This is a genomic window from Variovorax guangxiensis, assembly GCF_003952165.1.
GTDB lineage: Bacteria > Pseudomonadota > Gammaproteobacteria > Burkholderiales > Burkholderiaceae_C > Variovorax > Variovorax guangxiensis.
In genome coordinates, this window is the sequence record NZ_RXFT01000004.1 from 301,046 (window position 1) to 313,839 (window position 12,794).

The 12,794-nt window shown below is 67.7% G+C and carries 14 protein-coding genes; 4 read left to right on the forward strand and 10 right to left on the reverse strand.

The window, feature by feature from the left end; translation table 11 throughout:
- Positions 1-30: 30 nt before the first annotated feature.
- Both EJP67_RS12250 and EJP67_RS12255 read right to left on the reverse strand, forming a co-directional pair.
- On the reverse strand, positions 31-669 hold the full coding sequence (locus EJP67_RS12250) for a CDP-alcohol phosphatidyltransferase family protein (protein ID WP_126021981.1): 639 nt from the start codon (positions 667-669) through the stop codon (positions 31-33).
- Positions 670-814: 145 nt separating this feature from the next.
- A complete protein-coding gene (locus tag EJP67_RS12255) occupies positions 815-1,558 on the reverse strand; it encodes a glutamine amidotransferase (RefSeq protein WP_126021982.1) in 744 nt (247 codons plus the stop codon).
- A 111-nt stretch (positions 1,559-1,669) separates the two neighbouring features.
- Between EJP67_RS12255 and EJP67_RS12260 the strand changes: the two genes are divergently transcribed.
- From EJP67_RS12260 to EJP67_RS12270, 3 genes are read left to right on the forward strand one after another with little or no spacing between them, the layout of a single operon-like run.
- On the forward strand, positions 1,670-2,140 hold the full coding sequence (locus EJP67_RS12260; RefSeq protein WP_126021983.1) for a DUF4124 domain-containing protein: 471 nt from the start codon (positions 1,670-1,672) through the stop codon (positions 2,138-2,140).
- Positions 2,141-2,147: 7 nt separating this feature from the next.
- Entirely contained in the window at positions 2,148-2,624 is a 477-nt protein-coding gene (locus tag EJP67_RS12265; protein ID WP_126021984.1) for a ribonuclease HI family protein, read from the forward strand.
- 46 nt (positions 2,625-2,670) lie between these two features.
- Positions 2,671-2,919 carry a DUF3297 family protein gene (locus EJP67_RS12270; protein WP_126021985.1) on the forward strand — a complete coding sequence of 83 codons (249 nt, stop codon included), beginning with the start codon at positions 2,671-2,673 and terminating at the stop codon, positions 2,917-2,919.
- A gap of 15 nt (positions 2,920-2,934) precedes the next feature.
- Here EJP67_RS12270 and EJP67_RS12275 read toward each other — a convergent pair whose 3' ends face one another.
- The 7 genes from EJP67_RS12275 to EJP67_RS12305 all read right to left on the reverse strand — a co-directional run bounded on the left by EJP67_RS12275 (position 2,935) and on the right by EJP67_RS12305 (position 10,822).
- Positions 2,935-3,963, reverse strand: a complete 1,029-nt coding sequence (locus tag EJP67_RS12275) for a DUF2272 domain-containing protein (protein WP_240650625.1) — start codon at positions 3,961-3,963, stop codon at positions 2,935-2,937.
- Between the two features lie 126 nt (positions 3,964-4,089).
- Positions 4,090-4,866: a DeoR/GlpR family DNA-binding transcription regulator gene (locus EJP67_RS12280; protein ID WP_126021986.1), complete on the reverse strand. Its 777-nt coding sequence runs from the start codon at positions 4,864-4,866 to the stop codon at positions 4,090-4,092.
- A 173-nt stretch (positions 4,867-5,039) separates the two neighbouring features.
- Positions 5,040-7,271, reverse strand: a complete 2,232-nt coding sequence (locus EJP67_RS12285; RefSeq protein ID WP_126021987.1) for a phosphocholine-specific phospholipase C — start codon at positions 7,269-7,271, stop codon at positions 5,040-5,042.
- 49 nt (positions 7,272-7,320) lie between these two features.
- Positions 7,321-7,500, reverse strand: a complete 180-nt coding sequence (locus EJP67_RS12290) for a hypothetical protein (RefSeq protein WP_126021988.1) — start codon at positions 7,498-7,500, stop codon at positions 7,321-7,323.
- A gap of 51 nt (positions 7,501-7,551) precedes the next feature.
- Positions 7,552-9,645 carry a LamG-like jellyroll fold domain-containing protein gene (locus EJP67_RS12295; RefSeq protein ID WP_240650627.1) on the reverse strand — a complete coding sequence of 698 codons (2,094 nt, stop codon included), beginning with the start codon at positions 9,643-9,645 and terminating at the stop codon, positions 7,552-7,554.
- A gap of 241 nt (positions 9,646-9,886) precedes the next feature.
- Entirely contained in the window at positions 9,887-10,423 is a 537-nt protein-coding gene (locus tag EJP67_RS12300; RefSeq protein WP_126021989.1) for an SRPBCC family protein, read from the reverse strand.
- Positions 10,424-10,471: 48 nt separating this feature from the next.
- Positions 10,472-10,822 (reverse strand): ArsR/SmtB family transcription factor, encoded by a 351-nt coding sequence (locus tag EJP67_RS12305; protein ID WP_126021990.1) that lies wholly within the window; start codon positions 10,820-10,822, stop codon positions 10,472-10,474.
- A 175-nt stretch (positions 10,823-10,997) separates the two neighbouring features.
- Here EJP67_RS12305 and bla point away from each other — a divergent pair, with 175 nt between their 5' ends.
- Positions 10,998-11,885 (forward strand): class A beta-lactamase, encoded by an 888-nt coding sequence (gene bla / locus EJP67_RS12310; protein ID WP_126021991.1) that lies wholly within the window; start codon positions 10,998-11,000, stop codon positions 11,883-11,885.
- A 12-nt stretch (positions 11,886-11,897) separates the two neighbouring features.
- On the opposite strand, the gene EJP67_RS12315 is transcribed toward bla, so the two are convergent.
- Positions 11,898-12,785, reverse strand: a complete 888-nt coding sequence (locus tag EJP67_RS12315; protein ID WP_126021992.1) for an amidohydrolase family protein — start codon at positions 12,783-12,785, stop codon at positions 11,898-11,900.
- Positions 12,786-12,794 lie beyond the last annotated feature (9 nt).

The following is a 12,794-nucleotide window of genomic DNA, read 5'->3' on the forward strand; positions in this document are numbered from 1 at the left end:
GTGTCTCCTGTGGCCTTGATCGGCGATGGGTCAGAACTTCGGGATGCGCAGCGTCTTGCTGATCATGAGCGTGCCCGAGAGCGCGAACAGCAGCGCCAGCGGATGCAGCTGCCAGGGCCCCAAGACCCAGGCGCCGCCCCACACGTCGGCGCCGATGCGGCCCTGCCACGCGGCGTACGCCAGCACGCCCACCAGCACCACGCTGGTCGGGATGGGCGTGCCCTCGAAATACTTCACCTTGTCGGAGCCGGCCGAGAGCGCCTCGGCCGTCACGTTGAAGCGCGCGAGCCGGCTCACGCCGCAGCAGACGAAATAGACCAGGATCGCGCAGTCCCAGCCGCCGTTCAGCCCGGCCGCGAAGCCGAGTGCGGCGGGCGCCACGCCGAAGGAGATCACATCGGCCAGCGAGTCGAGTTCGCGCCCGAGGGCCGACTGTGTCTGCCGCCAGCGCGCGATGCGGCCGTCGAGCACGTCGAACACGAAGGCCGTGGGCGCGAGCGCGGCGGCCCACAGGAACTGCGCGAGCGAATGGCTCGCCATGAAGGCCATCGCCAGGAAGACCGCGCCCACGCCGCTCGCCGCGTTGCCGAGCGTGAACACGTCGGCGAGGTGGAACTCCCGGATCATCGAGAAATGCTTGCGGGCCGGCACAGGGGAGGGGGTGGTCATGAAGGGGAAGAAAAAGGAACCGGCGGGCGGCCGATGGACCGCACCTTAACCGAAGCGGCGAGCGTAGCCTGTAGTCGCGGTCCGACGCGCGAAAGCCGCCGTCGGACAGGCCGGGTGGGATGGGTGGGTGGGGTGGGATGGGCGCTCAGGCGCCTTGGTGCGCCTCGACGATCCGCGCGAAACGCCCGAGCAGGCTGGCGGCCGCGCCGGTGTCGACCACGCGCTCGCGCATCGCGGCCGCATCGGCGCCCATCGAGGCCAGCTCGCCGGCCAGCATCTCGATGTAGCCGCGCATGGCGTCCGCGTCGAACTCCGGATGGAACTGCACGCCCCAGGCGTTCCTGCCCGCGCGGAAGGCGTGCACCGGCTCGTGCTCGTTGCCGGCCAGCAGCACCGCGCCTTCGGGCAGGCGCAGCGCGCTCTGCCAGTGCACCGCATGTGCCGGGAACTGCGCGGGCAGGCCCTGCAGCAGCGGATCGGTGGCGGCGGCCTCGCCGAGCGTGACTGTCACCGTGCCGACTTCCGCGCCCTGCGGATGATCGCCGGCCTCGCCGCCCAGCGCGTGCGCCAGCAGCTGGTGGCCGTAGCAGATGCCCAGCACGGGCGTATCGCGCGCGACCAGCTTCGCGAGCCACGCGGCCGTGGCCTCGCTCCAGGGCTCGCGGTGCGACACCATCGCATGAGAGCCGGTCACCACCACGCCCGAAACCCCGGCCGGGTCGGGCAGGGCGTCGCCGCGTCGCGGATCGATCACCAGCAGGGGCAGCGCGTGCGCGCCGAGCCCGTCGGCGATCCAGTGTTCGAAGTCGCCGCCCTGCCGCGCGCGCAGGGCTTCGAAAGTACTTCCCAGTTTGACGATGACGAGGGGATGCGGTCGGGGAATGTCCATCCCGCGATCATGCCGCAGGTGCGCAACCGGCACGCAACGGCTAAAGTGGGCGCCATCGGGAGCCGTTCCCGGTACCTGACCTGACCGAAGAACCCTGCCGGAAACACATCGATGCGCGCACTGGCTGCCTTCCTCGCGATCTCCGCTGCGGCGCTCGGCGCGCATGCGGCCGAGGTGGTGCGCTGCACCGATGCCAGCGGAGCCATCTCGTACACCAATGTCGCTTGCCCGCCGGGCAGCAAGCAGTCGCGGCAGGTGCCCATCCTCGAATCGCCGCCGCCCGACCCGGCACGCCGCGACTACACGCCGCCGCAGACCTCGTCGGTGCCGCCGGTCGTGCCGCCGAGCCAGGTGGCCAGCAATCCGCCCTCGGGCCCGGCCATCATTCCGCGCTACCCGGCCGAGAGCCAGCCGCAGGCCGCGGCCGAGCCACCGGGCGTGGTGATCCTGAGCCCCGATCCGTACTACGACGGCGTGCGTCCCATCCGCAGGCCGCGGCCGCCGCATGCGCACGACTCCGGTCCGCCGCCGGGCCAGCGGCCGTGCCAGAACCTCGCGGGCATCAAGCGCAGCAACTGCTGAAGTCCGGATGAGCGTGGGAGAAGAACAGGGTTGCGGCAACCTGCCGTGGACCATCTATTGCGACGGCAGCGCCATGCCCAATCCGGGCCGCATGGGCATCGGCGCAGTCATCACCGCGCCCGACGGCAGCCGCCACACGCTGTCGCAGGCCACGCAGACCACGGGCTGCAACAACGAAGCCGAGCTGCTGGCGCTGACCCTCGCGCTGCGTGACCTGCGCGAGCGCGGCGCCACCGCTGTGCGGGCCTACAGCGACAACAGCATCCTGGTCGAGCAACTCGGCGCGGCAGGCCCGGAGCCGGTGGCGCCCATCGTCCGGCTGGCCGCCCTGTTCGACGAGGCCCGCGTGCTGCTCGGCAGCTTCGACGACGTGCGCCTGCAATGGATTCCGCGCCATCGCAACGGCGAGGCCGACGCGCTGGCACGCGCCGCGCTGGGCTTCGGCCCCAAGCCGCCGGCCCGACGGACCCGCAAGCGCCGGTAGGCGCCAAAAGGGGAGCCCGATCCGGGAGCCCCTATCATCACGCGCCATGACAGAAGCCACCTCCCGCCCACCTCTTCCCGACCATCTTTCCATCGACCCGCGCAGCCCGCACCACGTGGCGGCCGCCTTCGAGCACGACATCGGCATCCGCTTCAACGGCAAGGACCGCCTCGACGTCGAGGAATACTGCATCAGCGAAGGCTGGATCAAGGTGCCCGCCGGCAAGACGCTCGACCGCAAGGGCAAGCCGCTGCTGATCAAGCTCAAGGGCACCGTCGAGGCGTACTACAAGTAACCGCCGCCGGCCTCTTCAGCGCCACTGCAGCAGCAGCGACCAGGGCTGCCGGCTCATGTGGCGGTCGATGCACCCGGGCACGCCCACCGTGCCCGGTGCGCACCCTTCGGGCAGGTAGCTCGGGTCCAGCCGGCGCGTGCCCGGCGCGAAATCGAGCCGGCGCCGCGTGACCGACTGCAGCACGTTGCCGCCCACGGTGTCGAAGCCCGTGGCATCCACCGCCACCACCACGTCGCAATGCATGGGCAGCGGCTCGCCGCCGGTGTCCCGCGCGGCCAGCACTTCGCCGATCTTGTCGAAGGTGTCCAGCCCGGCGCCGGTTCCACGCGCCTGGCAGACCAGGTCTCCGACGCGCGGCGGCGTGCGCCTGAGGTCGCAGGCCCGCAGCGCATGGCGCGTATCGCGGCCCGAAGCTTCATCGATGCCGGCCTGCCACGCGGCTCCCGCGTAGTCGGCATGCGCTTCGGAGAACACGAATTCCTCGTCCGTGAGCCCTGCCTGACGCGCCAGCCAGCTGATGAAGGCTGCCGACCAGGGCGTGTCGATCACCGCGACCCTTGCCAACGCGGCCTGCGCGGCGCGCAGCTCCGCTGAATCCAGCCCCTCGTCGGGGCCCACGCCCATGCCCTGAAGGCGCCCGACCGTCGCCTCGTTCAGCGCCTGCATCAGCAGATGGCGGTCGGCCGGGCGCAGGGCGCCGAAGCGCACCTGCGAGGGCAGGCGCGGATCGACTGCCTTCCAGTAGCCCAGCACACGCTGCCAGGGTGCAAGACCAGGCACGGTGCGGCGCGTGTCCTCCGCTTCGGAGTCGCCGGCCTCGGTCATGCGGCCTTCGGCATCCATCGCCTGGCCGCCGAAGGCCTCGTGCTCCTGCATGGCGAAGGTGGCCATCGCGAGCGCGCGCGAGGGCGGCGGGATCCGCGTGGCGGTGTCGAGGCAGTCTGGCGCGGCGAGCGCCAGCGCCGGCACGGCGCCGAGCCACAGTGCCCCGAGAACGGCCATCGTCCGGCGCGGGAAGGAGAAGAGGTCGGTGCGTGGCGGCATTTGGCGGCGAGCATAGCCCTCGTGCCCGTTCAGTGTTGGTCGAGCAGATACCGCGCACCCGCGCACCGGCCGCCACGTCTTCGTGACTTGGGAGCGGAAAGAGGCGGCTGCGCCGCCGCGCCGGCGTCAGGCCAGGATCACGCGCTCGCAGGCCTTGCGCAGCCCGGGCAGTCCCGGCAGTTCGCGTGCCTTGGCGTCGGTGACGATCACGTCGATGTCCGCCGTCCGCGCATAGGTCACGCGGCTGGCCTGGCCGATCTTGGCGTGATCGGCCAGCAGCACGAGCTGCTGCGACTGCTCGGCCATGGCTCGCGCCACGGTGGCCTCGTGGTGCTCGAAGCTCATGGCGCCGTGCTTCGCGTGCAGGCCCACGGGCGACAGCAGCGCGATGTCGGCGCGGTAGCGGTGAATGGCCTCCAGCGTGGTGTCGCCGAAGGTGGCCTGCCCCTTCACGTCGATCTGGCCGCCCAGCAGGATGGTCTGGTTGCCGGTGAGCCGGCCTTCGCCCGCGCCAGCGAGCTTGAGCGCGATGCTCAGCGAATTGGTGATGACCGTCATGCCGCTGAGCGTGGCGATTTCCTCCGCGCAGATCGACATGGTGCTGCCCGCGTCCATGAAGATGGTCTGGCCGGGTTGCAGCAGGGCGACGGCAGCCTTGGCGATGGCGCGCTTCTCGCGCTGCCGCGCCACCAGCCGTACGGCGAGCGGCGGCTCGGGCTCCGCCTTGACCGCGACCGCGCCACCGTGCACGCGCCGCAGCTCGCCCAGGCCCTCGAGCTCGACCAGATCGCGCCGAACCGTTTCGCGCGACACGGCAAGGTCCTGCACGATGCGCTCCACGCTCAGCCGCGAGAAGGTGGCCAGCAGGCTGCGGATACGCAGGAATCGTTCTTCTTGGAGCATGGAAACGCGGCTTACGGGAAGAAATGAAAAAGGCGGCGTTGCGAGACGGCCGCCCCGGAACAGGCGCGAAAGCCGCGCCATTGTGCCCGCGCCGAATGTCCGGCGCGGGCGTGATCAGGCGACTTCGCGATCAAACGATCACACGATCGCGTGATCACGCATCGATGCCGTGGTCAGAGATCGGCCAGGCCCATGGCCGGGTCGCTCACCGAGTGCCTGCCCGTTTCGACGCGGCCGGCGAAGCGGCGGTAGAAGGCCGGGTCGGAGTCGCAGGTGACCGCGAAGTCGTACCACTGGCCGCTGTTCGCCAGCACCCAGGCCTGCTCGGCCTTGGCACCGCCCGCGACCGTTGCGGTCCACGGGCCGTCATCGCGGTAGGCCTTGGCGCGCACCGTGAACCTGGCCGTGCCGCTCGCGCCGTTGAGCATTTCCACCGAGACGTTGCCGTTGGTGATGTCGTAGCACACGCGCACCTCGGGGTCGGGCGCGCCGCCTGCGCGCAGCCGGTTCAAGTCGCCCTTGAAGTGGCGATGGAATCCGTTGGGGCCAAGCACCCAGAGGTCGTAGAACCCGCTGTTGTCGGCGCCCGGGTTCCAGGTGTCGTCGAGCTGCTTGCCGGGCTCGACCATGTAGCGGCGCGGCAGGCGGTCGAGGTTGAGCTTGTCATAGACATGGAACACGGCGGCGGCCTTGCCGCTGTTCTTGAAGATCAGCCGCATCTGGCCCTTGACGGCGTCGCTGCGTCCGCTCACGTGCAGTTCGTAGGGCAGGGCGCGCGAGGGGCGCGAGCCGGTGGCCTGGCGGGGCAGTTGCGGGTCGAGAGGGAGAGGAACAGCTGAACGCTTAGTGACGCCGTCCGACTCGTATTCTTGAAGTTTGGTTTGCTGGTTGGCCTCGTCCAGGCTATTTCGTCCAGCGAGGGTGGGCAGGGGTTCGTCGTTCGGGTTGGCGAAGTTGAAGGCGCTGGTCAAGTCGCCGCACACGGCACGGCGGAAGGGACTGATGTTGGGCTCTGCCACTCCGAAGCATGTCTCAATGAAACGCAGCACAGAGGTGTGGTCGAAGGCCTGCGAGTTCACCCAGCCGCCGCGACTCCACGGCGAAACCACGTACATGGGAACACGCTTGCCTGGCCCGAAGACTCGACCATCAGGGGGATAGCTTTTCTGCTTGGTGGTGCCAGGCGGGGCTGGGTAGTTGTGATATTCGAAGGCCAGTTCTGCAGCACTCAGTGTTGTCTTGCCTGCGGGTGTGCCGTCTGGATTGATGGAGGGCGCGGCTGGAGACGGATAGTGGTCGAAGAAACCATCGTTCTCGTCGAAATTGATGAATAGAACCGTTTTGCTCCAAACCTCGGGCACAGCAGTGAGTGCATCCAGCACCTGTTGGATGTACCAGGCACCTTGCACCGGACTGGAAGGCCCCGGGTGCTCCGAATAGGTGGCGGGTGCGACGATCCAAGACACCTGGGGCAGCTTGTTGTTCTTCACGTCATTGCGGAAAGTATTCAGGTACTCATCCACTTTGGTGCCAGGCATCGTGTTGGCAATACCCTTGTAAAGAGGATTGCCGACGTCGTCACTGGCCGGGTCGTAAGCCAGCACGGGACCGCTGCTGCTGACCGGCTTGCTTGATGCTTCACTGGCGCGGCGGTACTGCTTGAAGCCGGTGAGCGGGTTGTCACCGAAGTTGTCACGCATGTTCTCGTAAACGATCCAGCTGACTCCAGCCGCCTGCAGTCGTTCAGGGTAAGTTTTCCATTCGTAGCCTGTGGTCGATGGAGGGGTGTAGCTGTCGTCCCATTCGTTGGTGACAGTGGCCACACCAGCGCCGGTGGGACCGTTGCTGCCCGTCCAGACGAACATGCGGTTCGAATTGGTGCCGGCGTGCATGCTGCAGTGGTAACCGTCGCACAGGGTAAAGGCGTTGGCCAGCGCCCTTTGGTAGGGCAACTCTGCTTCCTTGTAGTAGCCCATTGAAAGTGTGCTCTTGTAGCGCGGCCATTGATAGTTGCGACCACCATCCCAGGCGTTCTGTCCATCGGACCAGTCGTGTGGGGTTTGACCCGAGCGCAGCGCGTTGCCCTTGGTCTTGTCCAAGTGGTAAGGCAGGATCGTGTTGCCGGTGCCATCAGCTTGCTGCCAAACGTTCATGCCTTTGGGAAGAGGAATGGTGAAGCGGTCACCGAAGCCGCGCACACCCATCAGCGTTCCAAAGTAGTGATCGAAGGAGCGGTTCTCCTGCATCAGGATCACCACGTGCTCGACGTCCTTGATCGTGCCGGTCTTGTTGTTGGCCGGAATGGCGAGCGCGCGGCGGATGCTGGGCGGAAAGGCCGAGAGCGCGAGGGCGGCGGCGCCGGTGGTGGCGGTGCCGGTGAGGAACTTGCGACGTGAATTCGTCATGGATCTGTTCTTCTCTTGTTGGGGTATGGCGTAGGACTTGGCGCGGAACTCAGGGGGCGCAGCTCTTCACGGGGGCTGCACCAGTGTCGGGTTGTGTGGTGGGGGTGGTCGGGGGCGTCGGCGTGCCGACGGAGCCACCGCCTCCGCCGCTGCCGCCGCAGGCGGACAGGACGCAGGCCAGGAGGAGCGCGGGTGCGAGACGCGCGAGGAGATGGGAGGGAACTTGCATGGTTGGGGTCCTCTTGGGGCGTTGTTATCTTGTGGCTGAAGGTGATCGGGGTCAGGGCAGGGTCGACAGCGGCTGGCCCGACTTGAAGATGCTGTTGAGCTCGGCGCTGGTAAGGGCGCGGTTCCAGATCGCGAAGTCGTTGAAGTCCATGGCGCCGCGTGGTGAGGCGCTCTGCCGCTTGTAGTAAAGGCCGGAACCGTCCTCGTTCAATCCGATGCCGCTGTTGAGGCCGCCGAGCTTCGCAACCAGTGTGGGGGACAGGTCCGTACGGCCCGTCTGGACACCACGCACCGGATCGAAGGCGTAGCCATCCATCTTCATTGCGGCCTTGTCGATCACCATGGCAACGTATGCCCATTGGCCGGCACTCAGGTAGTGCATTCCCTTGATCTCGCCGCGCACATCGCTGCCGGTGCCGGTGTTGAAGCGAAGTTCGCAGTTGCCGAACAGCCCGATGGCAATGCCCTCGTTGGTGCCGGTGTCGTAGTTCTTGTTGGCGATGATCGAAGCGCCGTTGCTCACCCCCTGGCTGCAGGTGTTGTCGGTACGCATCCAGAACCCGATGGTGAAAGCCGTGACCGCGGCGTTGGTGGTGACGTCGTTGTTCTGCACGAGGCGGTAGCCGGCCATGCCGCTGGCGTTCTTCACCGTACTGTCGATGCGCAGCGCCTTGGCCTTGTAGGGCGCAGCGAAGCCGTCGTCGACCAGCGAGCCGCCGTTGGCGTCGGACGCCCACGGCGCGAGCGTGGAGGCGTTCTTGGTGTCCACGCCGGGCAGGGCGTCGAGCGGGTAGTAGTTGACCAGTCCGTTCGCCAGCGTGGGGGCGAGCGTCACCGGCGCTTCGGGCGCGACATACGAGATCTGCGCTGCGAGCGCCACGCTGGCTTCGCCCGCGACGACCGTGTACTGGAAGGCGTAGACCCCGTCGCTTGCCGCGACGATGGGATCGGTGTAGGCGGTGGAGCCGGCCGGCACCGTGGCCACCACCTTGCCGTCGCGCAGCACCTGCACCGCGGAGGTCGTGTTGCCGGCCAGGGTCCACGACAGCACGATGCTGCGTTTGTCCGCGCCCGTCCTGGCAGCCAGGCTGCGCAACGACGTCGAGACCTGCAGGGCCTGGCCGGCGAAGCGGTAGTCCGTCGCCGCCGGCAGCGCGCCCAGGTGACGCAGCACGGTCGGGGCGATGTCGGTGGCGGACGCAAGCGCCAGCAGCGTATCGCCGGCCGCAGCGGCGGCGCCGACGCCAGGCTGGGCCGCCAGCGTCTTGTTGCTCGCGATGAAGATGGTCTTGTTGCTGTTGTCCTGCAGGCCGGTGGCGCTGCCGAAGGCATCGAGGCCGTGGCCGGTGGTGAGGATCACCAGCCAGTCTTCCTTCGGGTCGTTGGTGGTGCGCTGCGCGATGCGGGCGAGCAGCTTGCCTACGCCGGTGGCGGTGTCGGCGATGGAGCGCTGGTAGGCGTCGCTCTTCAGGCCGTTGCCTGCGGCCGTGGCCGGCGCGCCGTACTGCGCCACCAGCAGGTCGTAGCCGGCGTCGATGAATTGCGCGGTGCGGTCGGTGACGCAGGCGTCGGCGCCCGCGCAGTCGACGGCACTGTCCACCGTGCCCGCTTCGTTCGCGAGCAGCAGCGGATAGAGAGAGCCGGCAGTGACGGATGCCGTCCTGTAGCCGGCTGCCTTGTTGTTTTGCCTGGCGAGAGCGAAGACGGAGGGCGCGAGCTTGATGTCGATGCGCTGGTCGGTTGTGTCCCAGCGCACGTTGTGGCGCTGGGCCCAGGTGCCGGTGAGGAGCGTGGCCCAGCCGGGGCCGTCGGTGGTGCGCTGTTCGCTCGGCGTGCCGTTGGCGCCGCCGGTCCAGGCCGGCGCGACCCGCAGCGATTGCAGGGCCGGCACCTTGTTCTGCGCCATCGCATCGCGAAGCGCCGAATGCGTGAGGCCGTCGATCTCGACGACCAGTGCCTTGGGTCCGCTCTTGCCCTGGTTGACCGACGGCGGTGGCGTATTGCCGCCGCCGCCGCTGGCCGGTGGCGTGCCGACGAGCGGGATGCCCGTGCCGCCGCCTCCTCCGCCACCGCAAGCCGCGAGAAGCAGCAGTACGCAAGCGCTTCCCCACGCCCGCGCACGACGCGCGTTCATTCCTCTGGTCATGTTTTCCCTCGAAGTATTGAGATGCCGGCCCGTGGCTCGAGCCCTGGGCTTGCGTGTTTCCACATGTGTTTGTGCAAGAGAATGCATTTGCAACAAAACACACAAATGCTCTGAATGCCTCGAATATTGCGTTTGCCGAGTGACAGCGGTTTGACAAGCTCTCCGAACTCCGAAGTCAGAAAAAGAAACGGGGCCCGAGGGCCCCGTGAGAGAGAAAAATGAAAAGGAGGAACGTCGCGGCTCAGCGAATCTGCGTCTCGTATTCCTTCGCGACCTCGGCGAGATTCGTCCAGAAGCCCTGGGGCTTGTTTCCCGCGAGCACGTCGATGAGCACATCGACATGCGCGTGCCAGCCGCCCGCCACGCTGAGCATTCCCTTGCGGCTGGCCAGGCGCCTGTGTGTGAGCACGAGCCGCGTGCTGTCGCCCTGCGGCGTGAGTTCGAAGCTGACTTCCGATGGCGCGGCGCTTCCTTCGTCCCAGCTGATGGTCAGCAGCTTCTGCGGCTCGATGCGCAGCAGCCGCGATTTCTGGTGGATCGGCTCGCGGCACTCGGCGAAGCGGTCGGGCGCCACTTCACCGGTTAGCTTCGTGTGTTCGAAGCGCAGCTCGAAGAGTTCGCCGGACTGCTTCGGCAACACGCCGCCTGCCAGCCAGGCGGCGCGTTTGTCGGAATCGACCAGATAGGCCCATACGCGCTCGATGGGGGCGGGCAGGGTGCGCTCCATGCGCAGGGTGCCGGTCTCGACCTGGGTGCCCAGGCTGTGCTTGATCGTCATTTGCAGTCTCTCCTTGGGTTGGATGGATGAATGAAGGAAGAAAGAGGCTCACTTCCTGCGGGATGCCGCATCGCGCCGCAGTTCCTGCTCCAGCGCGTCGAGACGGTTGCTCCAGAAGCCTTCGTAGTAGCTCAGCCACGCATCGGCCATGGCCAGCGCGGACGGCTCCAGCCGGCAGACGTGTGCGCGGCCCTGCACGGTGCGCGAGACGAGGCCCGCGCGCTCCAGCGTCTTCACGTGCTTGGATGCTCCCGCGAAGGACATGCGAAAGGGCGCGCCCAGTTCCCCCACGCTGCACTCGCCGTGCGACAGCAGCTGCAGCATGGTGCGCCGCGTGCTGTCGGCGAGGGCGTGGAAGACGGCGTCGAGCCGGTCGTCTGCAAGTTCTAGTTCAACCATGAGGTTGAATATAGATCGATTCCGATCGATGTTCAACCGAACGGTTTAGCAAAGCAGGGTTGTTACACCCGATACACCCGGGACGAGAAACACCGTCGGGAGGGTGGATCGCCACAAGGGGCGCTCCTAGCATTCGCTTCGTTCCATCCACTCGCAGAAAGAAAGAGAAAACGAAATGAACCCTTTCATCCAGCGCCGAACCCTGTTGCTCGGTGCCTCGGTGCTGCCGCTCGCCGGCGCGTGCACCGCGTGGCCTAGCACCGAATCGCAGTCTTCCGCCGAGGCCCGGCTTGCCGCGCTCGAAAGCGCCGCGGGTGGCCGCCTGGGCGTGGTCGGCTTCAACACCGGCAGCGGCGCGCGCATCCAGCATCGGGCGCACGAGCGCTTTCCGCTGTGCAGCACCTTCAAGCTGATGCTGGCGGCCGCCGTGCTCGAACGCAGCGCGAAGGACGCCAGCCTGCTGCCGAGGAACGTGAGCTACGGCAAGGGCGACCTGATCGACCATTCGCCGATCACCGAGAAGCACGTCGCCACCGGCATGACGGTGGCCGGGATGTGCGCCGCCACCATCCAGTACAGCGACAACGCCGCCGCCAACCTGCTGCTGAAGGTGCTGGGCGGACCGTCCGCCGTCACCGCCTTCGCGCGCGGCATCGGCGACCAGGCCTTCAGGCTGGACCGCACCGAACCCGAGCTCAACACCAGCATTCCCGGCGATCCCCGCGACACGACGACGCCGGCGGCCATGAGCGACAGCATCCAGCGCCTCGTGCTGGGCGATGCGCTGGGCGCCGGGCAGCGCGACCAGCTGCGCACCTGGCTGCTGGGCAACACCACCAGCACCGAGCGCTTCCTGGCGGGCGTTCCCGCAGGCTGGAAGGTGGGCGACAAGACCGGGGCGGGCTCCTACGGCTCGACCAACGATGTCGGCGTGCTGTGGCCACCGACCGGTGCGCCCATCGTGCTGTCCGTGTACCTGACCTTCCCGCAGAAGGATGCCGGGAACCGCAACGACGTGGTCGCATCGGCCACGCGGATTGCTGCAGCGGCTCTGGCAGGCTGAGGCTTCGCGGCTTCAGCGCAGGCCGAACAGCCCGGCCGCGTTGCCCCAGGCGATGCGCTGCGCCACGTCGTCCGGCAGATCGCCCAGCCAGGCCCGGTAGCCGCGCATCGTTTCGTCGTAGCTGCTCCAGCGCTGGTTGATCCAGGTGTCGGAGCCGACCATGAAGCGCCCCGGATGCTTGAGGATCAGCGAGCGCCATTCGGGGCAGAGCCTGCCGCCCTCGCAGGTCAGCCCCGGCCGGTACGAGAGCTCGCCCATCAGCAGCGGATAGCGCTCCAGCATCGCCTGCACCCGTTCGACCGGCGTGCCGCCGATGCCCGTGTGGGCCCAGATGAGGCGAAGCGACTGGCCCTTCGAGGGTGCATTCGCCATCAGCAGGTCGACCGCCACGTCGTCGACATGCGCGAGTACCGCGAGTTTCTCGCGCTCAGCCAGCGCGATCAGCTTCTTCGCCACCGGTCCATTGGCGTTCGCACTCTCGTACAGATGGAATTCGCCGAGGCCTCGATACGGTCCGCTGGCGGTGCCGCGCGCGAGTTCGGTCTGCACCATCTCGTGGATGGTCTCGTCGCGGAACCAGTTGGTGTAGTCCTCGCGGTTGCGATAGAGCCGCACGAAGGGCACGACCGTCACGCCCGCCGCGCGCGTTTCGCGCGACGCAGCCAGCGTCTGCGTGCCTGCGTTGGGGCGCGAGTTCGCGATGATCGCCCTGACGTCGTTGCGCTGCATGCGCGCAAGCGCCTCGGAAGGCGGGAAGGGGCCGGTGTTGCCGTCCCAGGCTTCCTGGTTGTAGTGCAGGTGGGTATCGAAGATGGGGCCCTTGTACGGGCCCTGTGTCCCTTGGGCGAACACCGTGCCGGCGGCCAGGAGCATGGCGATGGCGGATGCGACGGCTCTCATGCGTACCCC